This is a genomic window from Beutenbergia cavernae DSM 12333, assembly GCF_000023105.1.
Lineage (GTDB): Bacteria > Actinomycetota > Actinomycetes > Actinomycetales > Beutenbergiaceae > Beutenbergia > Beutenbergia cavernae.
This window is the reverse complement of sequence record NC_012669.1, coordinates 3,335,418-3,361,216: the sequence shown is the minus strand read 5'-3', so window position 1 is coordinate 3,361,216 and position 25,799 is coordinate 3,335,418. Positions and strand designations below refer to the sequence as shown.

Annotated in this window: 18 protein-coding genes; 14 read left to right on the top strand and 4 right to left on the bottom strand. The window is 72.3% G+C overall.

Features of this window, described 5'->3' with window-relative positions; translation table 11 throughout:
- Positions 1-14 precede the first annotated feature (14 nt).
- Positions 15-1,631, top strand: coding sequence for a bifunctional phosphoribosylaminoimidazolecarboxamide formyltransferase/IMP cyclohydrolase (gene purH, locus BCAV_RS15170; protein ID WP_015883496.1), 1,617 nt, complete (start codon positions 15-17; stop codon positions 1,629-1,631).
- Between the two features lie 101 nt (positions 1,632-1,732).
- On the opposite strand, the gene BCAV_RS15165 is transcribed toward purH, so the two are convergent.
- Positions 1,733-3,028 (bottom strand): NAD(P)/FAD-dependent oxidoreductase, encoded by a 1,296-nt coding sequence (locus BCAV_RS15165; protein ID WP_043347332.1) that lies wholly within the window; start codon positions 3,026-3,028, stop codon positions 1,733-1,735.
- Between the two features lie 38 nt (positions 3,029-3,066).
- On the opposite strand from BCAV_RS15165, the gene BCAV_RS15160 reads away from it, so the two are divergent.
- Positions 3,067-3,378 (top strand): DUF3017 domain-containing protein, encoded by a 312-nt coding sequence (locus BCAV_RS15160; RefSeq protein ID WP_043347329.1) that lies wholly within the window; start codon positions 3,067-3,069, stop codon positions 3,376-3,378.
- Positions 3,379-3,455: 77 nt separating this feature from the next.
- Here the strand turns inward: BCAV_RS15160 and BCAV_RS21725 are convergent, their stop codons facing one another.
- Positions 3,456-4,652, bottom strand: coding sequence for an aquaporin (locus BCAV_RS21725; protein WP_015883493.1), 1,197 nt, complete (start codon positions 4,650-4,652; stop codon positions 3,456-3,458).
- A gap of 202 nt (positions 4,653-4,854) precedes the next feature.
- Here BCAV_RS21725 and BCAV_RS15150 point away from each other — a divergent pair, with 202 nt between their 5' ends.
- On the top strand, positions 4,855-6,072 hold the full coding sequence (locus tag BCAV_RS15150; protein ID WP_015883492.1) for an NADP-dependent isocitrate dehydrogenase: 1,218 nt from the start codon (positions 4,855-4,857) through the stop codon (positions 6,070-6,072).
- A gap of 109 nt (positions 6,073-6,181) precedes the next feature.
- Entirely contained in the window at positions 6,182-7,168 is a 987-nt protein-coding gene (locus BCAV_RS15145) for a malate dehydrogenase (RefSeq protein WP_015883491.1), read from the top strand.
- On the opposite strand, the gene BCAV_RS15140 is transcribed toward BCAV_RS15145, so the two are convergent.
- On the bottom strand, positions 7,165-8,400 hold the full coding sequence (locus BCAV_RS15140) for an FAD-dependent monooxygenase (protein ID WP_015883490.1): 1,236 nt from the start codon (positions 8,398-8,400) through the stop codon (positions 7,165-7,167). The genes BCAV_RS15145 and BCAV_RS15140 overlap by 4 nt on opposite strands.
- A gap of 54 nt (positions 8,401-8,454) precedes the next feature.
- Here BCAV_RS15140 and BCAV_RS15135 point away from each other — a divergent pair, with 54 nt between their 5' ends.
- The gene (locus BCAV_RS15135; protein ID WP_015883489.1) at positions 8,455-9,015 is read left to right on the top strand and encodes a TetR/AcrR family transcriptional regulator; all 561 of its coding nucleotides are present in this window, start codon (positions 8,455-8,457) and stop codon (positions 9,013-9,015) included.
- 6 nt (positions 9,016-9,021) lie between these two features.
- Here the strand turns inward: BCAV_RS15135 and BCAV_RS15130 are convergent, their stop codons facing one another.
- Positions 9,022-12,240, bottom strand: coding sequence for a GH92 family glycosyl hydrolase (locus tag BCAV_RS15130; protein WP_083770057.1), 3,219 nt, complete (start codon positions 12,238-12,240; stop codon positions 9,022-9,024).
- 88 nt (positions 12,241-12,328) lie between these two features.
- Here BCAV_RS15130 and BCAV_RS15125 point away from each other — a divergent pair, with 88 nt between their 5' ends.
- The 9 genes from BCAV_RS15125 (at position 12,329) to BCAV_RS15085 (ending at position 25,796) form a co-directional block, all read left to right on the top strand.
- Positions 12,329-13,291: a carbohydrate ABC transporter permease gene (locus BCAV_RS15125; protein ID WP_015883487.1), complete on the top strand. Its 963-nt coding sequence runs from the start codon at positions 12,329-12,331 to the stop codon at positions 13,289-13,291.
- A 10-nt stretch (positions 13,292-13,301) separates the two neighbouring features.
- Complete coding sequence (locus BCAV_RS15120) at positions 13,302-14,228, top strand: carbohydrate ABC transporter permease (RefSeq protein ID WP_015883486.1); 927 nt, start codon at positions 13,302-13,304, stop codon at positions 14,226-14,228.
- Positions 14,225-15,577 carry an ABC transporter substrate-binding protein gene (locus tag BCAV_RS15115; RefSeq protein ID WP_015883485.1) on the top strand — a complete coding sequence of 451 codons (1,353 nt, stop codon included), beginning with the start codon at positions 14,225-14,227 and terminating at the stop codon, positions 15,575-15,577. The genes BCAV_RS15120 and BCAV_RS15115 overlap by 4 nt, the downstream gene beginning before the upstream one ends.
- 191 nt (positions 15,578-15,768) lie before the next feature.
- The gene (locus BCAV_RS15110) at positions 15,769-19,476 is read left to right on the top strand and encodes an alpha-mannosidase (protein ID WP_015883484.1); all 3,708 of its coding nucleotides are present in this window, start codon (positions 15,769-15,771) and stop codon (positions 19,474-19,476) included.
- A gap of 277 nt (positions 19,477-19,753) precedes the next feature.
- Positions 19,754-20,911 (top strand): multiple monosaccharide ABC transporter substrate-binding protein, encoded by a 1,158-nt coding sequence (gene chvE, locus BCAV_RS15105; RefSeq protein WP_015883483.1) that lies wholly within the window; start codon positions 19,754-19,756, stop codon positions 20,909-20,911.
- 105 nt (positions 20,912-21,016) lie between these two features.
- Complete coding sequence (gene mmsA, locus BCAV_RS15100) at positions 21,017-22,576, top strand: multiple monosaccharide ABC transporter ATP-binding protein (RefSeq protein ID WP_015883482.1); 1,560 nt, start codon at positions 21,017-21,019, stop codon at positions 22,574-22,576.
- Positions 22,573-23,751, top strand: a complete 1,179-nt coding sequence (mmsB, locus tag BCAV_RS15095) for a multiple monosaccharide ABC transporter permease (protein WP_015883481.1) — start codon at positions 22,573-22,575, stop codon at positions 23,749-23,751. Before mmsA ends, mmsB begins: the two co-directional genes overlap by 4 nt.
- A 37-nt stretch (positions 23,752-23,788) precedes the next feature.
- Positions 23,789-24,970, top strand: a complete 1,182-nt coding sequence (locus BCAV_RS15090) for an ROK family transcriptional regulator (protein ID WP_015883480.1) — start codon at positions 23,789-23,791, stop codon at positions 24,968-24,970.
- Positions 24,971-25,004: 34 nt separating this feature from the next.
- Positions 25,005-25,796: an ATP-binding cassette domain-containing protein gene (locus BCAV_RS15085; protein WP_015883479.1), complete on the top strand. Its 792-nt coding sequence runs from the start codon at positions 25,005-25,007 to the stop codon at positions 25,794-25,796.
- The last annotated feature ends 3 nt before the right edge of the window (positions 25,797-25,799 follow it).

Sequence of the window (25,799 nt, the reverse complement as noted above, 5' to 3'; positions counted from 1 at the left end):
TCAGGAGGATCCCGATGACCACCACCGCCCCCGCCAGCCCCGCCGACGAGCGCCGCCCCGTTCGGCGCGCGCTCGTCTCCGTCTACGACAAGACCGGCCTCGTCGAGCTCGCCCGCGCGCTCGCGGACGCGGGCGTCGAGCTCGTCTCCACGGGCTCCACCGCCAGGACGATCGCCGACGCCGGGATCGCCGTCACCGCCGTCGAGGACGTGACCGGCTTCCCCGAGATGCTGGACGGCCGCGTCAAGACGCTGCACCCGCGCGTGCACGGCGGCCTGCTCGCGGACGTGCGGCTGCCGGACCATGTGCGCCAGCTCGCCGAGCACGGGATCGCCCCGTTCGACCTGCTGGTCAGCAACCTGTACCCGTTCACCGCCACCGTGGCGTCCGGCGCGTCGCAGGACGAGTGCATCGAGCTCATCGACATCGGCGGGCCCTCCATGGTGCGCGGCGCCGCGAAGAACCACGCCAACGTCGCCGTCGTCGTCGACCCGGCGAGCTACGGGGACGTCGTCAGCGCCGTCGCGGGCGGCGGGTTCACCCTCGCGCAGCGGCAGTCGCTCGCCGCGGCGGCGTTCCGGCACACCGCCACCTACGACGTGGCCGTCGCCTCGTGGCTCGGCAACGTCGTCGCCCCCGACGACGAGGTCGAGGGCACGAGCACGGGCTTCCCGGGCTGGGTGGGCGCCACGTGGGACCGCGCCGACGTGCTGCGCTACGGCGAGAACCCGCACCAGCGGGCCGCGCTGTACACGCACGGGTACGGGGCGCCGGGTCTCGCGCAGGCGACGCAGCTGCACGGCAAGGCCATGAGCTACAACAACTACGTCGACGCCGACGCCGCCTGGCGCGCCGCGCACGACCACGACGACGCCGCGGTGGCCATCATCAAGCACGCGAACCCGTGCGGGATCGCCACGGGGACCGACGTCGCCGACGCGTACCGGAAGGCGCACGCCACCGACCCGGTCTCGGCGTACGGCGGCGTGGTGGCCGCGAACGGTGAGGTGACGGCGGAGCTGGCCGAGGCTCTCGCGCCGGTGTTCACCGAGGTGATCCTCGCGCCGTCGTTCTCGCCCGAGGCGCTGGAGATCCTGCAGCGCAAGAAGAACCTCCGGATCCTCACCGCCGAGGCCCCCGGGCGCGGCGGCGTCGAGACCCGACCGATCTCCGGCGGGATGCTCATGCAGGCGAAGGACGCGCTGGACGCGCCGGGCGACGACCCGGCGACCTGGACGCTCGCCGCGGGATCGGCCGCGGACCCCTCGACGCTGGCGGACCTCGCCTTCGCGTGGCGCGCCGTCCGGGCCGCGAAGTCGAACGCGATCCTGCTCGCGGACGGCGGTGCTGCCGTCGGTGTCGGCATGGGCCAGGTGAACCGGGTCGACTCGTGCCGCCTCGCCGTCGAGCGCGCCAACACGCTCGCCGACGGCGCGCAGCGGGCGCGTGGGGCCGTCGCCGCCTCGGACGCGTTCTTCCCGTTCGCCGACGGCCTGCAGGTGCTGCTCGACGCCGGCGTGCGCGCGGTCGTCCAGCCCGGTGGCTCCGTGCGCGACGAGGAGGTCATCGCGGCCGCCCAGGCGGCCGGCGTGACGATGTACTTCACCGGCACGCGCCACTTCGCGCACTGAGCCCGACGTCGACTGCGTGATCCCTCCCGCCGCTGGGGGCGTGTCGCGGGAGGGGTCGAGCAGTCGACGGCTCGCGGCGGGCCGGTCGCGAGCGAGACGCGTCAGGCGAGCACGGTCGAGCGGAGCGGCACGGCAGGGTCGGCGGCACGGGCGAGGTCGAGCGCCGGCGGCTCCGGCTGGGCGAGCAGCTTGCGCGCCTGTCCGACGTCCCGCGGGCGGTCCACCACGACGACGCCGACCAGCCGTTCGGTGAGATCGGCGTCGGCCTCCAGGTACAGGGCCGTCCACTCCTGGGGATCCTCCCCGCGCAGCACGACCCGGCTGTCGGCGCTCGTGCGTCCGAACGCGGCGACCTCGTGTCCGAGCTGCGTGGAGAAGACGTACGGCGCAGGCTCGGGCGGCACGACGCCCGGCGCGGGGCCGACGTCGCCACCCGCCCACCCGGCCAGGAGTGACCGGACGAGGCGGGCCGGGTCCTCGAGGGCGGCCGTCCAGTGCCCGCCCGGCACGAGGCCGTGCCGCGTCGAGTTGCGCAGCGCGCAGTCGCCCACCGCCCAGACGCCGCGATCCTCGAGCCCCTCGACCGCGCCGTCCGGCCCGGCCGCCACGTACCCGGACGGCGTCAGGGGCACGACGCCCGTCAGCCACGCCGTCGCCGGCCGCACGCCGACCGCGGCGAGCGCGACGTCCGCGTCGAGCTCCGTGCCGTCCGCCGCCGTCACCCTCACGCCGGCCTCGCGGGCCGTCGCCGAGGCCACCGGCGTCTCCAGGCGTAGGTCGATGCCCGCAGCGGCGTACGACCGCGCGAACCGGCCGCCGACCGCCGGGCCGAGCTGACGCTCGAGCGGAGTCCGGCCGGCCTCGAGCACCGTGACGTCGGCCCCGGCGGCCGCGGCCACCGTCGCGACCTCGGCCCCGATCCAGCCCGCCCCGGCGATCACCAGGCGGGCGCCGGCCGCGATCCGCGAGCGGAGGGCGGCGGCGTCGGCGGCGGTGTGCAGCACGAGCGCGCCGTCCCACCCCGCGGGCCGCACCGGGTGCGAGCCGCACGCGAGCACGACGGCGTCGGCCGTGTGCACCGCCCCGCTGCGGGTCGTCACGGTGGCGGGGCGCTGGCCGTCGCCGACCTCGAGCCGCTCGGCAGGGTCGTCGAGATGGACGGCGTCCGCGACGTCGGCGAGGTCGGTGCCGAGGTCGTCGGCCAGCCAGACCGGCTGGGGGACGTCGAGCAGGTGCTTCGACAGCGGGGGCCGGTCGTACGGCGGGACGCCCTCCGCCCCGAGCACGACCACGTGGCCGCCGAACCCCTGGGTCCGTAGCTCGCTGGCCGTGCGCAACCCTGCGAGCCCGGCACCGACGACGACGACGCGCCGCGGCGCGCGGGGATCTCGGCTCACGTCCTCACCGTACGCCGCGGGGATAGGGTCTGACCTCGATGACCACGTCCGCCCCACCCCGATCCGGCGCCGGCCGGACCGCGCCCTCCGCGCCGAGCCAGCGCGTGATGTGGTGCGCGCTCGCCGGCGTCCTGCTCGTGTGCGCGCTCGCCGTGCTCGTCGACGCACTGGTCGCCGTGCGGGTGCTCGGCGTCGAGCTCGCGGTGCTCGCCGTCGTCCGCCTGGTCGCCCCGCCGCCCGGGCCGGTCGGCGTCACCGCGCGGTCGAAGGCGTTCGACGTCGTCTTCCTCGCCGTCGCCGCGCTCGCGGTGCTCGCGCTGTCGCTCGCGCCGAACATCGCGCCGGCCTGAGACGGCCGGACGGGCGCCACCTGTGCAGGTGGCGCCCGTCCGGGTGCGGCGTCGTCCGGCCGTGACGGCCGGCGGTGTCAGGCCTTCGAGCCGCCCGCGGGCTTCCCGTCGGTGCCCTCGTCCGTGTCGGCCTCCTCGCCCGTCTCCGGCTCCTCGACGGCGACGACCTCGGTGACCTCGACCGTCTCCGTGCCGTCGGGCTCCTCGATGACCTCGACGACCTCGATCACCTCGACGTCGGCCTCTTCGGGCTCCTCGCCCTCCTCCGGCTCCTCGGGCTCGTCGAAGAGGGCGGTCGACGCGGCGGCGTCGGAGTCACGCACAGCGGTCTCGGCCTCGGCCAGCGCGTCGGCGTCGTCCACCGCATCCTCCTCGGCACCGTCCTCGGCCCACGCGTACTCGGTGACCGGCGCCGGGGCGAACGCGCTGTAGACGAGCCCGGCGATCGCCGCGCCGAGCAGCGGGGCGACCCAGAACAGCCACAGCTGCCCGAACGCCCAGCCCTCGGAGAAGATCGCCGTGGCCGTGGAGCGCGCCGGGTTGATCGAGCCGTTCGTGACGGGGATGGCCACGAGGAGCACGGCGGCCAGCGTCAGGCCGATCGCGACCGGGCCGAACTTCACGTTGCTGCGCACGTCGGTGACGCCGAGGATCACGCCGACGAAGATCGCCGTGCCGACGATCTCGATGACCGCGGCGCCCAGCAGTCCGAACGCGCCGGCCGTCGCCTGCTCGGCGGGGATCTGCCCGGAGGACGCGATGAGGGCGTAGGTGGGCGAGTGCTCGCCGAACCCGTTGCTCACCGCCGAGAAGAAGCCGCGCGCCGTGCCGTCCTGGGCGAACAGGCCGGGCAGGCCGGACGGGACGGTGACGAACAGCACGCCCGCCGCGACCGCGCCGCCCACGAGCTGCGCCAGCCAGTAGGGGAGGAGGTCGCCCCAGGACGTCCGACCGGAGATCGCCGCCCCGAGCGTGACCGCCGGGTTGAAGTGGCCGCCGGAGATGTGGCCGACGGCGCTCGCCGCGCCGAGGACGGCGATGCCGAACGCGAGCCCGATGCCGAGCGCGCCGACGCCGGTGCTGACTCCGGAGAAGAGAGCGACACCGACACCGATGAAGACGAGCACGAACGTGCCGAAGGCCTCCGCGCCGAGCCTCGCGCCGAGCCCGTAGGCGGGCGCCTCCTCGACGACGAACTCCTCGTCGTAATCCTCGAGCTCGTCAGGGAGCTCGGCGTCGGTGCTCAGCGGGCGCGGAGTGGTCGCGTCTGCCATGGGTCGTCCCCTCGTCGATGCGGTGCCGGCGCCGTCCGCGCGGCACCGGCGATGATCCTCCCACCATGCCCGTACAGGGCGCACGCCCACTCGCCGACGTCTCGGGAGCAGATATCTTGACGTCGAGTAATCTTGGGGCGGCGCTCGCGGGTCGGGCGCGGACCACCACGAGGAGCGCCGAGCGGCGCAGGAGTGAGGACGCATGGCGAAGATCAAGGTCGCGGGACCGGTCGTCGAGCTCGACGGCGACGAGATGACGCGGATCATCTGGCAGTTCATCAAGGACCGCCTGATCCACCCGTACCTCGACGTCGACCTGCGCTACTACGACCTGTCGATCGAGAGCCGGGACGCGACGGACGACCAGATCACCATCGACGCGGCGAACGCCATCAAGGAGCACCACGTCGGCGTCAAGTGCGCCACGATCACGCCGGACGAGGCGCGCGTCGAGGAGTTCGGCCTCAAGAAGATGTGGCGCTCCCCGAACGGCACGATCCGCAACATCCTGGGCGGCGTCGTCTTCCGCGAGCCGATCATCATCTCGAACGTGCCGCGGCTGGTGCCGGGCTGGACGAAGCCGATCATCATCGGCCGTCACGCCCACGGCGACCAGTACAAGGCGACGGACTTCCGCGTGCCCGGTGCCGGCGAGCTGACCGTCACGTTCACGCCGGCCGACGGCTCGGAGCCGATCCAGCACGTCATCGCCGAGTACGGAGCCGACGGCGGCGTCGCGATGGGCATGTACAACTACGACGACTCGATCCGGGACTTCGCCCGGGCGTCGTTCTCCTACGGCCTGCAGCGCAGCTACCCCGTGTACCTGTCGACGAAGAACACGATCCTCAAGGCGTACGACGGCCGCTTCAAGGACCTGTTCGCCGACGTGTTCGAGACCGAGTTCAAGGCGGACTTCGACGCCGCGGGCCTCACCTACGAGCACCGCCTCATCGACGACATGGTCGCCTCGGCCATGAAGTGGGAGGGCGGCTACGTCTGGGCCTGCAAGAACTATGACGGCGACGTCCAGTCGGACACCGTGGCGCAGGGCTTCGGCTCGCTCGGCCTCATGACCTCCGTGCTCATGACGCCGGACGGCCAGACGGTCGAGGCCGAGGCCGCGCACGGCACCGTCACGCGCCACTACCGGCAGCACCAGGCCGGCAAGCCGACGTCGACCAACCCGATCGCGTCGATCTTCGCGTGGACGGGCGGCCTCAAGCACCGCGGCAAGCTGGACGGCACCCCCGAGGTGACCGGGTTCGCCGAGGCGCTCGAGGACGTCGTCGTGAAGTCCGTCGAGGCCGGTGCCATGACGAAGGACCTCGCGCTGCTCGTCGGCCCGGACCAGGCGTGGCAGACGACCGAGGAGTTCCTCGCCACGCTCGACGAGAACCTCGCCGCGCGCCTCGCCTGACCATCCGCGAGAGGGTCGTGGCGCGTCCCCGAGAGGGTCGTGGCGCCACGACCCTCTCGGGGACGGGCCACGGACCTCTCGCGGTCGTGGGTGTGGAAGAGTTGTCGCCATGACCACGCCTGTGACCGTCACCGTCACGGGAGCCGCGGGCCAGATCGGTTACGCGCTCCTGTTCCGCATCGCCTCCGGCCAGCTGCTCGGCCCGGACACCCCGGTCCGCCTCCGCCTCCTGGAGATCACGCCCGCCGTCCAGGCTGCCGAGGGCGTGGCCCTGGAGCTCGAGGACTGCGCGTTCCCCCTTCTCGCCGGCACCGACATCACCGACGACGTCGCGGCCGCGTTCGACGGCACGAACGTCGCCCTGCTCGTCGGGGCCCGCCCGCGTACCGCCGGCATGGAGCGCGGCGACCTGCTCGAGGCCAACGGCGGCATCTTCGGTCCGCAGGGCAAGGCGATCAACGACGGCGCCGCCGACGACGTCCGCGTCCTCGTCGTCGGCAACCCCGCGAACACGAACGCGTACATCGCGAAGAGCCACGCGCCGGACGTGCCGGCCGACCGCTTCACGGCGATGACGCGCCTCGACCACAACCGGGCCCTCAGCCAGCTCGCGACGAAGACCGGCGCGGCCGTCTCCGACATCGCCCGCCTCGCGATCTGGGGCAACCACTCGGCGACGCAGTACCCGGACCTCACCCACGCGACGATCGCCGGCCGCCCGGCCCTCGAGGTCGTGTCCGACGACGCCTGGGTCGCCGACGACTTCATCCCCACCGTCGCGAAGCGTGGCGCCGCGATCATCGCGGCGCGCGGGGCCTCGAGCGCCGCGTCGGCCGCGAACGCCGCGATCGACCACGTGCACACGTGGACCCACGGCACGCCCGAGGGCGACTGGACCAGCGCCGGAGTCGTGTCCGACGGCTCCTACGGCGTGCCGGAGGGCCTCATCTCCTCGTTCCCCGTGACGTCGTCCGGCGGTGCGTGGCAGATCGTCCAGGGCCTCGAGGTCGACGCGTTCTCCCGCGAGCGGATCGACGCCTCGGTGGCCGAGCTCGTCGAGGAGCGCGACGCCGTCGCCTCGCTGGGACTCGTCTAGACCGCGGACGACGACGGCGCGGTCGCCGCGGGCGGCGACGGCGCCGCGGTGGAGGCGAAGTCGTCGAGCGTGCGGCGCTCGGAGGCGCGCAGCGAGAATGCCAGTCGGGACAGGGCCGGCGGGAGCCGGGTGAGCATCCGGATCGTCCGGGGTAGCGCCCACGCCGCCGCCCGGCTGCCCGGGACCAGTTGTCGGAGCGCCGCCGGCCCGACCTTCCGTGCCTCCGCGACGGGTCCGGACATGATGCGCTCCGCGCTCCGGAGGCCGCGCGCGGGGTCGCCGCCGGCGAGGACGAGCTCGTTGGCCAGCACGTACCCGCCCAGCACGGCGAGCGCCGTACCGCCCCCGACGGCGGGACCGGGCGACCACGCGGCGTCGCCGACCAGCGCCACCCGGGCGGTCGACCACGACGGCATCCGGATCCGGGTGATGGAGTCGAAGTAGAAGTCGTCCGCCTGCTCGAGGTCGAGGCGGGTGAAGACCGGGCTCGGCTTGAGCGCTTCGATCACGCCGGCGGTGAACGAGCGCTGCCGACCTGAGTCGCGGTGGTGGATGCGCGCGGGCTCCTCGGACCGGAACAGGAGCAGGGCGCGCGCCTCGCGCCCGTCGCCCACGGGGTAGGTGAAGGCGGCGCGGTCGACGTCGGCGATCGCGCGCACCTCGCCGTCCAGCCGTGCGGTGTTCGGGTACGTGAAGACGGCAAGCCCGGCGCCGAGCGGTTCGGCGTACCGCTCCTCGGGTCCGAACGCGAGGCGCCGGACGCCCGAGTGGATGCCGTCGGCGCCCACGACGACGTCGAACGAGCGGCCGGGAGACCGGGCGAACGTCACCTCGACGGCGTCGCTCCTCTGCGTCATCGCGGTGATCTCGTCGTCGAAGACGTACGCGACGTCCGCGGCACCGCGCAGGATCGCGATGAGCTCGTCGCGCTGGATCTCGACGTGGTCGTTCGACATCCGGTCGCTGAGCCGTGACATCTGGAGGGTTCGGCCACCCCGCCCGACGAACGTGAGGCGCTCGTGGTGCACCTGCGCAGCCTCGACCGCGGCCCGGAGCCCCATCCGATCGACGACCTCGGTCGCCGCGTCCGCCAGGTCGACGGCGTGCCCGCCGGTCCGGCGCTCCCGCGGGGCGCGCTCCACCACCGTCACGTCCAGCCCGGCGCGGGCGAGCCAGAACGCTGCCACTGATCCGGCGATCCCGGCGCCGGAGATGAGTACGCTCGTGGTCATGAACGTCAGATTACTTGCCGACCGGCTAGGAATCTACCCCTCGGGCCGTGGCGCATGACCGCGACCCCCTCGCCGCGACGGGACGGGCGCACCACCGACACCCGCCGTCGGGCCCAGGCCGTCGCCCTCGAGCTCTTCGCCACGCGGGGTTTCGAGGCGACCAGCCTGCAGGACATCGCCCGCGAGCTCGGCGTCACGAAGGCGGCGCTCTACTACCACTTCCCGGCCAAGGCGGACCTGGCGCGCAGCGTCTTCCAGCCGTTCATCGACGACGTGGACCGCACGCTGGCGGAGCTCTCGGGCCGCACGCTGCCTCGCCAGGACGTCCTGACGGCGTACGTGCAGGCACTCCTGCCGCACCGAGCGGTCCTGGCCGCGATGCTGCGCGACCCCGGTGCGGCGGCGGACCTCGACCTCGAGGGCGCGAGCCGGCGGTGGCTCGCCGCGCTCGCCGACCTGCTCGCCGAGCCCGCGACGACGCCCTCGTCGCGCACGCGGGTCCGCACGGCGGTCGCCGTCGGCGGACTCACCCGCGCTCTCGTCCTGCCGGAGGTGGAGGACCCCGACGTGCTGGCGGACGCGGTCGCCGCGGCCGTCCGCGTCCTCGCGCCGTAGCGGCGGTCAGCCGGCGGTGAGCTCCAGCTCGGCGAGCCGGGGAGCCGCCCCACCCGCCGTCGCGAGCACGCGCAGGCGCACGCGCGCGACCGGGCCGCCCGGCGTCGCGACCCCGAACGGGCGCACCTGACGGCGCCAGGGGAACCCCTCGCCGTCGCGCGCGTCGAGAACCCGCCAGATGCCGTCGTCGGTGGCGCCCTCCAGCACCCACGACGCGGGATCAGCGGCCTCGTCCGACGCCGACGTCAGGGTGTAGGCGCCGACGACGGCGGGCGCGGCGAGCGCGACCTCGACGGCTCCGCGCAGCTCGCCGTCGCTCGTCGCGTCGTCGTCGACGAGCCACGGCACCTTCTCGCCACCGCAGGTCACGACGGCGTCGCGCGTCAGGTCGACGCGCGCGGCCGGCGTCGAGCCCCACGGGGTGAGCGACGGCGGCAGGGTCGCGCCGGCCTCCGGCGTCCCCCAGGCCGACGGCGTGGGCCCCATCTCGAACTCGAGGTGCGCGCCGGCGGCGAGCACGTCGTGCGCGATCCACGCGTCCGCCTGCTCCACACCGTTGACGCGGAGCGACTGCACGTACACGTTCTCCCGCGAGTTCTCGGGCGCGTCCACCACCAGGTCCCCGCCCGGCAGGCGCACCCGCGCGGACCGGAACAGCGGCGAACCGATCACGTACACCGGGGCGCCGACCTGCATCGGGTAGAACCCGAGCGCCGAGAAGAGCCACCACGCCGACATCTCGCCGTTGTCCTCGTCGCCGAGGTAGCCCTGGCCGATCTCGCTGCCCACGAACAGGCGGTCCAGGATCTCCCGCACGAGGCGCTGCGTCGTCGCCGGGTCGCCCGCGGCCGCCCACAGGTACGGGATGTGGTGCGCCGGCTGGTTGCTCATCCCGAGCTGCCCCAGCCGGACCTCGCGCGCCTCCACCATCTCGTGGATGACGCCGGAGTAGTGACCCGGGGTGTCCCCGGTCTCCGGCGTGCCGAGGAACTCGCCGAGGCGCTCCAGGAACGCGGTGCGCCCGCCGAGCAGCGCCGCGAGGCCCGCGACGTCGTGCGGGACGCCGAACAGGTGCGTCCACGCGTTCGTCTCCGTGTAGTCGCCGCCCCAGGTCCTCGGGTCGAACGCCGGATCGTCGGCAGGGTCGAACGCGCCGCCCACGGAGCGGCCCCGGAAGAAGCCGGTGCCGGCGTCGAACAGCGTGACGTACTCCGCCGCCCGGGTCCGCAGGTACGCGGCCTCGTCCGCGAGGCGCCGGCGCTCGAGGGCGTCGCTCGCGTGCTCCGCCAGGTGGTCGGCCAGGCGGGCGATCGCGTCGTCGTTGAGGTAGCTCTCCAGCGCCCACGACACGGACTCCGGCGTACGCCGGTCGACGTACCCCCGGAACGCGGACGTGGCGAGGCCCTTGCGGCCCACGCCGGGCGACGGCGGCACGACGGTGGCGTTGCGCAGCGCGGCCGCGTAGAGAGCCGGGAGGTCCGGCACCGTGACGCCCTTGAGCACGGCGTCCGCGAACGCCGCGTCGGAGCTCGTGCCCGTCATGAGGTCCGCGTAGCCGGGGGAGGACCAGCGCGCGACCCAGCCGCCCTCCCGGTACTGCTGGACGAACCCGTCGACGAGCCTCGCAGCGCGCGTGGGCTCGAGCAGCGCGTACGCGGGCCACGCCGTCCGGTACGTGTCCCAGAACCCGTTGTTGACGTACAGCTCGCCGGGAACCGCTGGGGCGCCGTCGAGCACCGGGCTGGCGTGCCACGGTGCCGGCGAGCCGCCGGTCTCCACCGGCTCGTGGTGCGCGTTCGGGTACAGGTGCAGCCGGTACAGGTTCGACGCGAGGGTCGTGAGCTCGTCGTCGCTCGCGCCCTCGACGCTCCAGCCGCCCAGCCGCTGCGCCCAGGCGGCTCGGGTCGCCGAGGCCACGTCGTCGAACGAGCCGCTCACCTCGGTCAGGTTCGCGGCCGCCTGCTCGGCGCCGAGGAACGAGGTGGCCAGGCGCAACTCGACGACAGGCGCGCTGAAGCTCGCGACGGCGGAGCCCGGCTGCGCGTCGTCCGTCCCGGCCACGTCGTCCGGCGCGGTGTCGAACGACCCGGCCACGAACATGCGGCTCCGGCCCGCGGACAGCCGCGAGCCGCCGTCGACCCACCCGCTCACGGTGCCGTCCGCGGCGATCCGCAGCTCGCCGTCGCCGCGGACGAGATCGAGGACGACGGCGCCGCCCGCCGCCGGCAGCGTCGTGCGCAGCACGAGGGCGCGTTCGGCGGACGTGACGGCGACGTCGAGCGCGTCGCCGGAGTCGGGATGCAGCCGCACGCGGTAGAGGTGCGCCCGCGCCTCCTCCTCGGCGTGGGAGAACGGCAGGGCTCGGGCGCCGGGCTCGCGCGGCACGTCGCTCGCGCGCGCGTCCGGCCCGGGCAGCGGCACGGGCATGATCGCGAGCTGGTTCCGGTCGCCCATCCACGGGCTGGGGATGTGCGAGACGCCGATGCCCTGGAGCGCCAGGCCGCCGGCGGGACCCCACTCGTACAGCCAGCGGTCGGTCGTGGCGTCGGTCATGGGGACGACGAGCTGGAACCCGTTGGGCCTCGCCACGGCGGGCACGGTGTTCCCGCGCGAGAAGGAGCCGTCGGAGTGGGTGCCGCGCCGTGTCTCGACGCGATCGACGAGAGAGCGCGCGTCGTCGGCGGCGAAGGAGTCGACGACCTCGACGGCGGCGAGGTCGAGCTCCGCGTCGGCGGGCGGGGAGCACGCGAGGTGGATCGCGCGCACGCGCCGGCCCGCCACGGGACCGAGCGGGACGCGCACGAGGTTCCACTGCCCGGCCACGAGGTGCCGCGCCGCCGCCTGCGCCGCGGGCGTCAGCGCCACGCCGCGGGCATCCGTGGCGCCGCTGGCGGCGAGCGTGGTGCCGTCGTCGAGCTCGACGTCCACGGCGACCCAGGTCGCGGAGTACGCGGGGTCGCCGGGGGAGACGTGCGGGCGCACCGCGTAGCGCAGCTCGGCGCGCGGGCCGAGCGGGAGATCGAGGTCGCCGTCGAGGACGGCTCTGGCCGGGGGTGCACCCTCCGGCACGGCGGCGGCGCGGACCTTGAGGATGCCCGAGTCGATCTCGCCGAACGGCCCGGGAGCCGGCGCAGAGAGGGTGATCTGGACAGGGGCCGGAGTGTGCACAGCAGCGTCCTCGTGGTGGTCGGCGACGGCGGCGAGCGAGGCTCGAGGGGAAGGCATATTCAATATAATTTACGCGAGTGATCTTGTCAGGTGGCGTGGTTGGTGCCATAGTCCCACACACCGATCCTCGGCGCGAAGGAGCGACATGGTCACGGCCACAGCAACAGCCCCGGCGGCGCGTGCCGTCCGGGGAGCGAAGGAGCATCGACGACCCTGGTCGGCCCGGGAAAGGCGCCAGCTCAGGCTGGGCCTGCTGTTCATCTCCCCCTGGCTCGTGGGCGTGCTCGTCTTCGTCCTGTATCCGCTGGTGTACTCGCTTGTCATCTCGTTGACGCGCTACTCCGGCATGCAGACACCGGTGTGGGTGGGTCTCGGGAACTACATCACGGCGTTCGCCGACCCGCTCACCGGGATCTCGGTGCGGAACACGCTCTTCTATGCGGGCCTCGCGGTGCCGATCGGCCTCGTCGTCGCGCTGGTTCTCGCGATGGCGATGAACCGGAACGTGCGCGAGGTCGCGGTGTATCGGACGGCGCTGTACGTGCCGTCCCTGGTGCCGGCGTTCGCGATGTCGTTCATCTTCATCGTGTTCGTCAACCCCCAGTTCGGCCTGTTCAACCAGGTGCTGTCGATCTTCGGCGGGGAGAACGTCAACCTGCTCGGCGAGCCGACGACGGCGAAGATCGTCATCGTCCTCATGGCTCAGCTGGGTGCGGGCAATGCAGCCCTCATCTATCTCGCCGGGCTCCGCAACATCCCGGTGACGCTCTACGAGGCAGCGCGCGTCGACGGCGCGAGCGCATGGCGCCAGTTCCGGTCGATCACCCTGCCGCTGCTGTCACCGGTGATCCTGTTCAACCTCATCACCGGCATCTCCGGGGCGTTGCAGATCTTCACGGAGGCCTACGTCCTGACGAACGGCGCCGGCGGCCCGGACAACGGGACGTTGTTCTACATGCTCTACCTGTACAAGAACGCGTTCAGCTACGCCCAGCTCGGGTACGCCTCGGCGCTCGCTGTGCTCCTGTTCGTCGTCGGGATCGCGCTGGCCGGGCTCGTGTACTGGCTGTCACGCCGGTTCGTCCACTACGACGTGTCCGCGGGCTGAGGGAGGAACCATGGCACTGCAATCGACTCAGGCCACGCGGCAGCTCACGGGCGACGTGCTCGCCGACGCGCCGCCCCCGGACCGGCGCGGCCGCCGCGCCGACGGCTCACGGCAGAAGTGGTACTCGTCCGTCACGTCGCGGATCGTGCTCATCGCACTGAGCCTGCTCTTCCTCACGCCGCTCTACTGGATGGTCGCCTCGGCGCTCAAGAGCAACGAGGAGCTCGCGATCTACCCGCCGACGCTCTGGCCGTCGTCGCCGATGTGGGAGAACTTCTCGCAGGCGATCGCGGCCATGCCGTTCTGGCTGTTCTTCCGCAACACCACGGTGATCACCGTCTCGTCGGTGATCCTCGCCGTCATCGCGAACTTCGTCGTCGCGTACGGGTTCGGGTGCATCGAGTGGCGCGGCCGGGACAAGGTCTTCTACATCGTCATCGCCACGCTGTTCCTGCCGTTCCCCATCACGCTCATCCCGATGTTCGACCTGTGGGCCAACCTCGGCTGGGTGAACACCTGGCTGCCGCTCATCGTGCCGAACATGTTCGCGTCCGCATTCTTCACGTTCCTGCTGAGACAGTTCCTGCTGCAAGTTCCTCAGGACATGCTCAACGCCGCGCGCGTGGACGGCGCCAGCGAGTGGCGGATCGCGTGGCGCATCGTGTTCCCGTCGGCCCGCCCGGCGCTCACCGCCGTCGCGATCTTCTCCGCCGTCGGTGCGTGGAACGACTTCATGGGACCGCTCATCTACCTGCAGGAGACCAACGTCCAGACCCTGTCCATCGGGATGCAGGTGTTCCGCATGACGAACGCGCAGGACATCAGCTTCAACCTGCTCATGGCGGCGTCGTTCCTGGTGATCCTGCCGCTGATCGTCCTGTTCTTCGTCTTCCAGCGCTACTTCATCAGTGGCATCACCATCGGAGGGTTCAAGTGATCGACAGACGTACCTTCCTCGCTCTCACCGGCGCTGCCGGCGCCGGCGCGCTCATCACCGGGTGCGCGAACCGGTCGGGCAGCGGTCCCAACGAGGTCCGGCTCTGGGGCATGGGCGGCGTCGAGGCCGAGGCCCAGCAGCAGATCGTGGACGCGTTCACGGCCGAGAACCCGTCGGTGACGGTGAGCCAGAGCCTCGTGCCCTCGACCGGGACCGGCGACGCGACGGCGGCCATCACCGCGGTCCGCGGCGGCACCGCGCCGGACCTGTGGCTCATGGACCGATTCGCCGTGGCGCAGTACGCCTCGCTCGGGCTCCTGGAACCCCTGGACCCGCTCATCGCGCAGCACGAGAACGACGACTTCCTCGACCAGTGGATGCCGTTCGCGCTCAACGAGCTGCGCTACGACGGGCAGATCTACGGCCTGCCGTTCGACACGGACTCCCGCGGCGTGTTCTACAACCGGACGACGCTGGCGGACTCCGGGCTCGACCCGGACGAGCTCGACCCGTCCAACGGGCCGGTGACGCTCGACCGGGTCCTGGAGATGAACGGCCAGATCGCCCAGGAGGACGACCGGGGCAACTACACGCGTCTCGGCCTCATCCCCTGGGACGCCGAGGGGTGGGCGCTCACCTGGATGTTCGGCAAGGGTGCGGTGTTCTTCGACGACGCGACGTGCGCCGTCGACGTCAGCTCCGACGAGGTGGTCGGCGTGCTCGACTCCTTCTACACGTGGGCGCGCGAGATGGACTACCCGCGCGTCGACGCGTTCAAGGCGACGTACCAGCCGCCGAACGCCCCGCCGGCACAGACGTCGTTCTTCGGCGGTCAGCAGGGGATGCAGATCTCCGGCCCGTTCACGATCAACTCGATCGCGACGTACGTGCCCGACCTGGACTACGGGTTCACGTACCTTCCGCTGTGGAACGAGGGGGACGACCCGTACACGTGGTCGGGTGGCTTCTCGCTGGTGGCGCCGCGCGGCTCGTCGCTCTCGCCGGCCGTGTGGGAGTTCATCAAGTTCTACTGCGGTGCCCCCGGGCAGCGGATCGCGATGACTCCGCTCAAGAAGATCCCGACGCACCTGGACGTGCTCGCGGACCCGGAAGGGTTCGACCAGAACCTCAGCTTCTTCGCCGACCAGCTGGAGTTCTCGACGTCGCGCCCGCCGCTGCCGATCGGGTCGCTGTTCTGGGACTCCCTGGTGCAGGCGCAGCAGAGCGTGCTCATCGGTTCCGCCGACGCGCAGACGGCCGCGGAACGTGCGCAGGCGCGGGTCACGCCGCAGATGGACCTGTACTGCCCGTTCGAGCTCCCGCCGGGCTTCGGGACCACCGGAGCCTGACGCCGTCCGTCGCGGTGGGCGGGTGCTTCCGCCCGCCGCGACGGCGCTAGGCTGACGGCGCACGAATCGATTCGATATGTCGAACGCCGCGCCTGCTCGCGGCCATGCACGCAGCGGTGCCGACCACCGGCTCCGCGTCGAACCTCCGCCCGACGACAACCGGGGGCCAACGTGCCCCCGTGGGGAGAACCATGCACGACACGACCACCAGGACCACCCAGCGCCTCGAGCGCTTCGTGCGGGGCTGGCTGAGCTCCGCCACGTATCGCGATCGTGCCCAGCTGACGGTGAGCGCCTGGGAGGTGCCGGACGAGCCCGTGCCGTTCGCGCAGGCACGCGAGGCGCAGTACACGCCGTTCGAGGTCGGGACGCCGTGGGGGAAGCCGTGGGGGACCGTCTGGTTCCACGTGACCGGGACGGTGCCCGCGCACTGGGCCGACCTGCTCGCGGCGACCGACGACGACGGCGCGGCGCTCTCCCGACTGGAGCTCGTCGTCGACCTCGGCTTCTCGGGTGCCGGACCCGGCTTCCAGGCCGAGGGCACGGTGTACGCGCCGGACGGGGCGATCCTCAAGGCGGTCGAGCCGCTCAACCAGTACGTCCCGCTGACGATCGGGCCGGGTGGCGAGATCGACGTGTACGTCGAGGCGGCCGCGAACCCGGACGTGCCCGGCGGCTCGTGGTGGCGTCCGACGCCGATGGGCGACAAGGCCACGGCGGGGCCGGACCCGATCTACACGCTCAAGGCCGTGGACATCGCCCTGCTCGACGTGCCGACGTGGGAGCTGGCGCAGGACGTGTGGACGCTCGACGGCCTCATGCGCGTGCTGCCCGCCGACCTGCCGCGCCGGGCCGAGATCCTGCGCGCCCTCGAGAACATGCTCGACGCCGTCGACCCCGAGGACCTGCCCGGCACCGCCCGCGACGGGCGGGCGGCGCTGGCCGGCGTGCTCGCCTCCCCGGCGTACGCGAGCGCCCACCGGGTGCACGCCGTCGGCCACGCCCACATCGACTCCGCGTGGCTGTGGCCGGTCCGCGAGACGGTCCGCAAGTGCGCGCGCACGTTCTCCAACGTGCTCGCGCTCATGGACGCCGACCCGGACTTCACGTTCGCGTGCTCCTCCGCGCAGCAGTACGCCTGGATCCAGGAGTACTACCCGGAGCTGTTCGCGCGGATCGCGGAGCGCGTGCGCGAGGGCCGGTTCGTGCCGGTCGGCGGCATGTGGGTCGAGTCCGACACGAACATGCCCGGCAGCGAGGCCATGGCCCGGCAGTTCGTGGAGGGGACGGGCTTCTTCATGGACGAGCTCGGCGTGGAGCCGCGCGACGTCTGGCTGCCCGACTCCTTCGGGTACTCGGGTGCGCTGCCGCAGATCGCGCGCGCGGCGGGCAAGGAGTTCTTCCTCACGCAGAAGATCTCGTGGAACGACACGAACACGATGCCGCACCACACGTTCGACTGGGAGGGCACGGACGGGAGCCGGATCTTCACCCACTTCCCGCCCGTCGACACGTACAACGCGTCGCTGTCCGGCGAGGAGCTCGCCCGCGCGCAGCGGCAGTACGCCGAGAAGGGTCGCGCGAACACCTCGCTGGCGCCGTTCGGGCACGGCGACGGCGGCGGCGGGCCCACCCGGGAGATGGTCGCCGCCGCGCGCCGCACCGCCGACCTCGAGGGCTCCCCGCGCGTCGTCCTGTCCTCCCCGGCGGAGTTCTTCGACGTCGCCCGGGCCGAGTACAGCCGCCCGCCGGTCTGGTCCGGTGAGCTGTACCTGGAGTACCACCGCGGGACGTACACGTCGCAGCACCGCACGAAGGCGGGCAACCGTCGCAGCGAGCACCTCCTGCGTGAGGCGGAGCTGTGGGCGTCGACGGCGACGGTGCGCACCGGGGCGGCGTACCCGTACGAGGCGCTGCAGCGGCTGTGGCGGCTGGTCCTGCTCCAGCAGTTCCACGACATCCTCCCCGGCTCGTCGATCGCGTGGGTGCACCGCGAGGCGGAGCGCAACTACGCCGAGATCGCGGCGGAGCTGGAGCAGATGATCGCCACGGCGATCGCGACGGTGGCCGGCGACGGCGAGCGGGACGTCGTCGTCAACGCCGGACCGTTCGCGCGGGAGGGTGTGCCGGCGCTCGGCGGAGCCACTGCGCCGGCAGCGCCTGCTTCCGGTGCCGCGCTCACCCGCGAGGGCGACGACGTGGTGCTGGACAACGGCCGCATCCGCGTCCGCGTCGACGCCCGCGGTCTCGTGACGTCGGTGCGCGACCTGGCCGCCGACCGGGAGGTGCTCGCCCCGGGCTCCGTGGCCGGGCTGCTCCAGGTGCACCGCGACATCCCGAACGAGTGGGAGGCGTGGGACATCGACGAGCACTACCGCAGGGACGTCACGGACCTCGTCGACGTCGATGCCGTCACGGTGCTCGACGACGTCGACGGCGAGCCGGGCGCCGTGGGCGTCGAGGTGGCGCGGTCCTACGGCACGTCCCGCCTCGTGCAGCGGTTCGTCCTCCGGCCCGAGGCCGCCGTGCTCGACCTGACGACGAGCGTCGACTGGCGCGAGCGGCGCAAGCTGCTCAAGCTCGCGTTCGCGCTCGACGTGCACGCCGACCGGGCGACGTCCGAGATCCAGTTCGGTCACGTCCACCGCGCGACGGCCGTCAACACGTCATGGGACCACGCGCGGTTCGAGACCGTCGCGCATCGCTGGGTGCACGTCGGAGAGCCGGGCTACGGCGTCGCCGTCGGGAACGACCAGACGTACGGGCACGACATCACGCGGACCACGCGGGAGGACGGCGGGACGACGACGCTCGTGCGGCAGTCGCTCCTGCGCGCGCCGATGTTCCCCGACCCGGACGCCGACCAGGGCGAGCACGTGCTGCGCAGCTCGCTCGTCGTCGGCGCCGAGATCGCCGACGCCGTCGAGGAGGGCTACCGGATCAACCTGCCGCTGCGCCGCGTGCGCGGGGCGAGCGAGGTGGAGCCGCTGCTGCGGGTGAGCGACCCCGCCGTCGTCGTCGAGGCCGTGAAGCTGGCCCGGGACGGGAGCGGCGACGTCGTCGTGCGGCTGTACGAGTCGCGCGGCGGCCGGGCGAGCGCGCGGGTCACGCCGACGTTCGCCGTCGCCGGTGCCCGCGCGACGGACCTGCTGGAGCGCGACGCAGAGGCGCCCGGCGTCACGGTGGCGGACGACGGCGCCGTGGATCTTGCGTTGCGGCCGTTCCAGATCGTCACGCTGCGGTACGCACGCGCGTCGGGGAGATGTCCCCATCGGCGAGTGCCCCCGCCGCTCGCGGCCGGGAGTAGGCTCACCGGCCGTGAGCGACGCGCGTTTCAACCCCGCACCAGGCTGGCCCGTCCCCCCCGCGGGGTGGACCCCGCCCCCGGGCTGGCAGCCGGACCCGAGCTGGCCGCCGGCCCCTCCCGGCTGGAACCTCTGGCTGAACGCCGACGGAACGCCCGCCGCGCCGCCCGTCACGAGCGCGTCCCCGGCGGCGCCGACGTCGATGGCACCGACTCCTGCGGTGCCGTACGCGGGCACCGACGCCGGTCAGTCGCCCTACGCGGGCACCCCGGGTACAGCCAGCGAGGCCGACGTCCAGGCCGCGATCACGCAGGTCCGGTCGAGCGGCCTCAAGCAGATCCTCATCGGCGTCGGCCTCGTCGTCGTGGGCGTCGTCATCACCGTCGTCTCGTACGCCAGCACGCCTGCCGGCGGTCGCTTCTCGGTGTTCTGGGCCCTCCCCCTCGTCGGCGTCGTCTACGCGATCCGTGGTGCCATCCAGATGGGAACGGCCGAGAGGAAGGTCCGCCAGCAGCTCGGTGTGGCGGCCCCGGCGCCGTCCGCGCCCCAGCCCGGGCAGTGGCCCGGCGCCTGAGCGCTCACCGCAAGCGCTGAGTACGCGCCTCGAAGACAACCACCGCGACCCCTGGGCTCTGTCCCCAGGGGTCGCGGCGTTATCGGGCCCTTGTGCCCGCAGATCGTGACCGAGCTGTGACCTCCTGCTCCATCTGACCCCTTGACTTCGAGAAGTGAACGGATGGAGAGTGTGTCGCTGTCGGCCAGCGGCTCGGAACGGTGACGTTCCGACCCGGTCGGCGACGCCGTACCCCGGCTAGGCGGCACGCCCCGTGCCGGGCGGCACGTAGTCCTTTCGACGACGAAGGAGCACAGCATGCGGAAGTTCGGATTCGCGGCACTCGGCACGGCAGTCGTGCTGGGCCTGGCCGCGTGCTCGGGGGGCGGGGCCGGCAGCGGCGAGGACCCCACGGAGGACGGCGGCGGCGAGGCTCCCGCCGCGGAGGACGTGCTGGTCGGCGTCTCGATGCCGACCCAGACCTCGGAGCGGTGGATCCAGGACGGCGAGGCCGTCGAGGCCGGGCTGTCGGACCTCGGCTACGAGGTCGACCTGCAGTTCGCCAACGACGACATCCCGACCCAGTCGCAGCAGATCGACCAGATGATCACTCAGGGCGCCGACGTCCTCATCATCGCGGCGATCGACGGCACGGCGCTCACCGGGCAGCTCGAGGCGGCCGCGGCGGCCGACATCCCGGTGATCTCCTACGACCGGCTCATCCGGGACAGCGAGAACGTCGACTTCTACGTGACGTTCGACAACTTCCAGGTCGGGGTGGAGCAGGCGACGTCGCTGCTCGTCGGCCTGGGCGTGCTGAACGCCGACGGGTCCGAGGGCGACGCCGCCGGCCCGTTCAACGTCGAGCTGTTCGCCGGGTCGCTGGACGACAACAACGCGCACTTCTTCTGGAACGGCGCCATGTCGGTCCTCCAGCCGTACCTCGACGACGGCACGCTCGTCGTCCCGTCCGGTCAGACGGACATCGAGCAGGCGGCGATCCTCCGGTGGCAGCAGGAGACGGCGCAGCGCCGCATGGAGGACCTGCTCACCGCTGCGTACTCCGACGGGACCGAGCTGCACGGCGTCCTCGCGCCGTACGACGGCCTCTCCCGCGGCATCATCACCGCGCTCCAGGGTGTCGGCATGGGCCCCGGCCTCACCGAGGGTCTTCCCGTCGTCACCGGTCAGGACGCCGAGATCGCGTCCGTGAAGCTCATCCAGGACGACGTCCAGTTCTCGACGATCTTCAAGGACACCCGGCTGCTGGCGGAGCAGGCGATCGTCGCCGCCGAGGCGTTCCTCGCGGGCGAGGAGCCGGAGGCGAACGACACGGAGTCGTACGACAACGGCGTGCTCGTCGTCCCGTCCTACCTGCTCGAGGTCGAGGTCGTCACGGCCGACAACATCACCGAGGCCCTCGTGGACACGGGGTACTGGACGCAGGAGGAGATCGACGCGGGCGTCGCCGACTGACGCCGTCGCCGGCGCCGGTCCGGCCAGCAGCCGGGCCGGCGCCCGGGCGGCGATCCCGTCCGTGACGCCCCACGCGAGTACCCTCCAGGCGACGAGGACCCACTGATGACCGACACCATCCTCGAGATGCGTTCCATCACGAAGACGTTCCCGGGCGTCCGCGCGCTCGACGACGTCTCCCTCACCGTGCGGCGCGGCGAGATCCACGCGATCTGCGGGGAGAACGGCGCCGGCAAGTCCACGCTGATGAAGGTGCTGTCGGGCGTGTACCCGCACGGGGACTACGCGGGTCAGATCGTGCTCGACGGCGATGAGGTCGCCTTCGGCTCCATCAACGACAGCGAGGCGCGCGGCGTCGTCATCATCCACCAGGAGCTGGCGCTGGTGCCGTACCTCTCCGTCGCCGAGAACATCTTCCTCGGCAACGAGCGGCGCGGGCCCGACCGCCTCATCGACTGGAACCGCACGAACGCGGAGGCCGCGCAGCTGCTCGAGCAGGTGGGGCTGGACGAGAACCCCACCGTGCAGGTCGCCTCTCTCGGCGTCGGCAAGCAGCAGCTCATCGAGATCGCGAAGGCGCTGTCCAAGCGGGTGCGGCTGCTCATCCTCGACGAGCCGACAGCTGCCCTGAACGACACGGACTCCGAGCACCTCCTGGGCCTGCTCCGCCAGCTCCAGGCCCAGGGCATCACGTCGATCATGATCTCCCACAAGCTCGCCGAGATCGCCGAGATCGCGGACTCGACGACAGTCATCCGCGACGGGCGCACGATCGAGACGCTCGACATGGCGTCCCCGGAGGCCACCCAGGCGCGCATCATCCGGGGCATGGTCGGCCGGGACCTCGACCACCGGTTCCCGGAACGCGTGCCGGCCATCGGCGAGGAGGTGCTGCGGGTCGAGAACTGGACGGTCCACCACCCCACGCAGTCCGACCGCGTGGTCGTGTCCGACGCCAACCTCGTGGTGCACGCGGGCGAGGTCGTCGGGATCGCGGGCCTCATGGGTGCGGGCCGCACGGAGCTCGCGATGAGCATCTTCGGCCACAGCTACGGCCGGGACATCTCGGGCACCGTCCGGATGCGCGGTCGCGTCGTCTCGACCCGCACGGTCGACGACGCCATCGCGAACGGACTCGCGTACGCCACCGAGGACCGCAAGCGATACGGCCTCAACCTCATCGACGACATCCGGCACAACATCACGGCCGCCGCACTGGGCAAGGTGTCGCGGCGCGGGTGGGTCAACGACAACGAGGAGCTCAAGGTCGCGGAGGAGTACCGCTCGAGCCTGAACATCCGCACCCCGAGCGTGCTCGCCGTCGTCGGCAAGCTGTCCGGCGGGAACCAGCAGAAGGTCGTCCTGTCGAAGTGGATCTACACGGACGCCGACGTCCTCATCCTCGACGAGCCGACCCGGGGCATCGACGTCGGCGCCAAGTACGAGATCTACACGATCGTCAACCGCATGGTCGCGGCGGGGAAGGCCGTCGTCGTCATCTCGTCGGAGCTGCCCGAGCTCATGGGCATCTGCGACCGCATCTACACGCTCGCGTCCGGTCGGATCACCGGTGACGTCCCCGTGGCAGGGGCCACGCAGGAACGGCTCATGGAGCTCATGACCGCCGAACGCCGCACCACGGAAAGGGACGTCCTCCAGAGATGACTGTCGTCGCCAACATCGGTGAGCTCGCCCGCCGCAACATGCGGCAGAGCGGCATCGTCGTCGCGTTCGTCGCGATCGTGGTGCTGTTCTCGGTGCTCAACTCGAACTTCCTGAGCCCGGGCAACCTCACCAACATCGTCCTGCAGTACTCCTACATCCTCATCCTCGCGATCGGGATGCTCATCGTCATCGTCGGCGGGCACATCGACCTGTCCGTCGGGTCCGTCGTCGCGCTCACGGGTGCTGTCGCGGCCGTCCTCGTCGTCCGGAACGGGTACCCGTGGTGGGTCGGCGTCGCCGCGGCCATCGTCGTCGGGCTCCTCGTCGGCGCCTGGCAGGGGTTCTGGGTCGCCGTCGTCGGCATCCCCGCGTTCATCGTCACGCTGGCCGGGATGCTCCTGTTCCGCGGTCTGACGTATCAGGTGCTCGACAGCGTGTCGCTCTCACCGTTCGGCGGTTCGTACTACCTCATCGCGAACGGCTTCCAGAACGGGCTCCTCGGGGGTCAGGGCTACGACGTCTTCACCCTGCTCATCTTCGCGATCGCCGTGGCCGGCTACGCCGTCAGCCAGTGGCGCAGCCGGCAGGCCCGCCTGCGCTACCAGCAGGTGGTCGAGGCGATGTGGCTCTTCGTCGCGAAGATCGTGCTCGTCGGCATCATCGCGATGTGGTTCGCGTGGCAGCTCGCGAACTACCGAGGGCTCCCGAACGTGCTCATCATCCTGGCCGTGCTGATCATCGCGTACACGCTCGTGACGCAGAAGTCCGTGTTCGGCCGCCACGTCTACGCCATCGGGGGCAACCTCAACGCGGCGCAGCTGTCCGGCGTCAAGGTGCGCCGGGTCAACTTCTGGATCTTCGTCAACATGGGCTTCCTCGCGGGGATCGCGGGCGTCGTCTACTCCTCGCGGTCGAACGGTGCTCAGCCCGGTGCGGGCAACATGTTCGAGCTCGACGCGATCGCCGCCTGCTTCATCGGCGGCGCGGCGGTGACGGGCGGCGTCGGGCGCGTCACCGGCGCCATGGTCGGCGGCCTCATCATGGCCGTGATGAGCAACGGGATGCAGCTCATGGGGATCGAGACCGCCGTGCAGCAGGTGGTCAAGGGCCTGGTGCTCCTGCTCGCCGTCGCGTTCGACGTGTACAACAAGAGGCGGGCCGGTGTCGCGCGCTGACGCCGGTGCCGCGGCATCCGGCCGATAGGCTCCGGCCGTGATCGGCCGAGCAGCGACGTCCGGGTCGCAGTCCTCCCTGCGGGAGGCGAACCGGTCGCTGATCGTCGACACGGTGAAGCAGTTCGGCGGCCTGACGCAGGTCGAGCTCGCCGGCGCCACGGGCCTCTCGGCCGCGACGATCTCGACGATCGTCAAGGAGCTGCTCGGAGCGGGCGTCGTCGAGGTGCGCCCGACGTCCCGCAGCGGGCGCCGGGCGCAGATGGTGACGCTCGCCCGGCGGGTCGGTCTGGCCGCCGGGGTCCAGGTCGGGCACCGGAGCATGCGAGTCGTGCTCGGCGACTTCAGCCACACGGTCGTGGCGGAGCAGTCCCTGCCGCTGCCACACGAACACCTCCTCGACACCGGGCTCGACCGGGCGTCGCTGCTCATCGCCGACCTGCTCGAGCGGGTCGGCTCGCCGATCGACGAGCTCGTCGGCGTCGGGCTCGGACTGCCCGCACCGGTGGACGGTGCCACGGGCATGATCTCGGTGCGCGGCGTGATGCGCGGGTGGGACGGCGAGCACCTCGCGCACGTCATGTCGAAGCGCCTCGCGCGCCCGGTGCACGTCGACAACGACGCGAACCTCGGCGCCCTCGCCGAGCACACGCTCGGCGCGTCGCGCGAGCACCTGGACAGCGTCTACGTGCGCGCCTCGTACGGGATCGGGGCGGGCGTCGTCCTCAACGGGGCGGTGTACCGCGGGTACGCCGGGACGGCCGGCGAGATCGGGCACGTGCAGGTCGACCCGCAGGGCGCGATCTGCCGCTGCGGCAACCGGGGTTGCCTCGACACCGTCGTCGGCGCGGACGCCCTGCTCGCCTCGCTGCGGGCGAGCCACGGGAACCTCACGCTGCGCGACGTCATCGCGCTCGCCACCGACGGCGACCGGGGCTGCGCCCGGCTGGTGGCGGACGCGGGGGAGGCGATCGGCACCGTCGTCGCCGGACTGTGCGCCGCCGTGAACCCGCAGGTCGTGGTGGTGGGCGGGGAGCTGGCGGAGACCGGGGAGATCCTCCTCGGCCCGCTCCGCGACGCCGTCCGGCGCGGCGTCCTGCGGAACCAGATCGCCCCGCTCGAGGTGGTGGCAGCGGAGCTCGGGCCGAGGGCAGAGGTGCTCGGCGCGCTCGTGCACGTGCTGCAGTCCACCGATGTCGACATCCGAGGTGAGGACCGATGATGGACGTGCGCGACGACGGGCGGGTGAGGCAGTCATGATCACGGAGGTTCCCGTGCCGCTGCTCTCGGTCCGGGGGATCGGGAAGCGGTTCGGCGCGGTCGAGGCACTCGTGGACGTCGACCTCGACGTCCACGCCCACGAGGTCGTCGCCCTCGTCGGCGACAATGCCGCCGGCAAGTCGACGCTGGCGAAGATCGTCGCGGGCGTCCTCACGCCCGACACCGGGCTGATCGAGATCGACGGCGCGCCGGTGCAGGTCCCGTCGCCGTCCGCCGCGCACGACCTCGGGATCGCCACGGTGTTCCAGGACCTCGCCGTGTGCGACAACCTCGACGTGACGGCGAACCTGTTCCTCGGCCGGGAGCTGCGCACCGGCCGCGTGCTCGACGACGGTCGCATGGAGCAGATCGCCCGCCGCGTGCTGCGTGACCTCTCCTCGCAGATCGCCTCGGTGCGGACGCCGCTCTCCCAGCTGTCCGCGGGTCAGCGCCAGTCCGTCGCGATCGCGCGCACGCTGATCGGGAACCCGCGCATCGTCGTCCTCGACGAGCCGACGGCGTCGCTGTCGGTGGCGCAGACGGCGGAGGTGCTCGTGCACATCGAGCGGCTGCGGGAGCTCGGGCTCGGGGTGATCCTCATCAGCCACAACATGAACGACGTCCGTGCGGTGGGCGACCGGATCGAGGTGCTGCGGCACGGGCGCAACAACGGGTCGTTCCACGGCCCGTCCACGGGCTCGGAGGAGATCATCGCCGCGATCACGGGTGCACGCATGGTCGCGCCGCCGAGCGCGAGCCACCGGCACGCGATGCCGACGATGCGCTGACGG

Excerpts from the sequence above, each read along its gene's own strand:
- BCAV_RS15110 (WP_015883484.1), top strand. The coding sequence starts at position 15,769 with ATGCACGACACGACCACCAGGACCACCCAGCGCCTCGAGCGCTTCGTG.
- BCAV_RS15120 (WP_015883486.1), top strand. The coding sequence starts at position 13,302 with ATGGCACTGCAATCGACTCAGGCCACGCGGCAGCTCACGGGCGACGTG.
- BCAV_RS15140 (WP_015883490.1), bottom strand. The coding sequence starts at position 8,400 with ATGACCACGAGCGTACTCATCTCCGGCGCCGGGATCGCCGGATCAGTG.
- BCAV_RS15130 (WP_083770057.1), bottom strand. The coding sequence starts at position 12,240 with ATGCCTTCCCCTCGAGCCTCGCTCGCCGCCGTCGCCGACCACCACGAG.
- BCAV_RS15145 (WP_015883491.1), top strand. The coding sequence starts at position 6,182 with ATGACCACGCCTGTGACCGTCACCGTCACGGGAGCCGCGGGCCAGATC.
- mmsB (WP_015883481.1), top strand. The coding sequence starts at position 22,573 with ATGACTGTCGTCGCCAACATCGGTGAGCTCGCCCGCCGCAACATGCGG.
- BCAV_RS21725 (WP_015883493.1), bottom strand. The coding sequence starts at position 4,652 with ATGGCAGACGCGACCACTCCGCGCCCGCTGAGCACCGACGCCGAGCTC.
- BCAV_RS15125 (WP_015883487.1), top strand. The coding sequence starts at position 12,329 with ATGGTCACGGCCACAGCAACAGCCCCGGCGGCGCGTGCCGTCCGGGGA.
- BCAV_RS15135 (WP_015883489.1), top strand. The coding sequence starts at position 8,455 with ATGACCGCGACCCCCTCGCCGCGACGGGACGGGCGCACCACCGACACC.
- BCAV_RS15160 (WP_043347329.1), top strand. The coding sequence starts at position 3,067 with ATGACCACGTCCGCCCCACCCCGATCCGGCGCCGGCCGGACCGCGCCC.
- chvE (WP_015883483.1), top strand. The coding sequence starts at position 19,754 with ATGCGGAAGTTCGGATTCGCGGCACTCGGCACGGCAGTCGTGCTGGGC.
- BCAV_RS15150 (WP_015883492.1), top strand. The coding sequence starts at position 4,855 with ATGGCGAAGATCAAGGTCGCGGGACCGGTCGTCGAGCTCGACGGCGAC.
- mmsA (WP_015883482.1), top strand. The coding sequence starts at position 21,017 with ATGACCGACACCATCCTCGAGATGCGTTCCATCACGAAGACGTTCCCG.
- purH (WP_015883496.1), top strand. The coding sequence starts at position 15 with ATGACCACCACCGCCCCCGCCAGCCCCGCCGACGAGCGCCGCCCCGTT.
- BCAV_RS15085 (WP_015883479.1), top strand. The coding sequence starts at position 25,005 with ATGATCACGGAGGTTCCCGTGCCGCTGCTCTCGGTCCGGGGGATCGGG.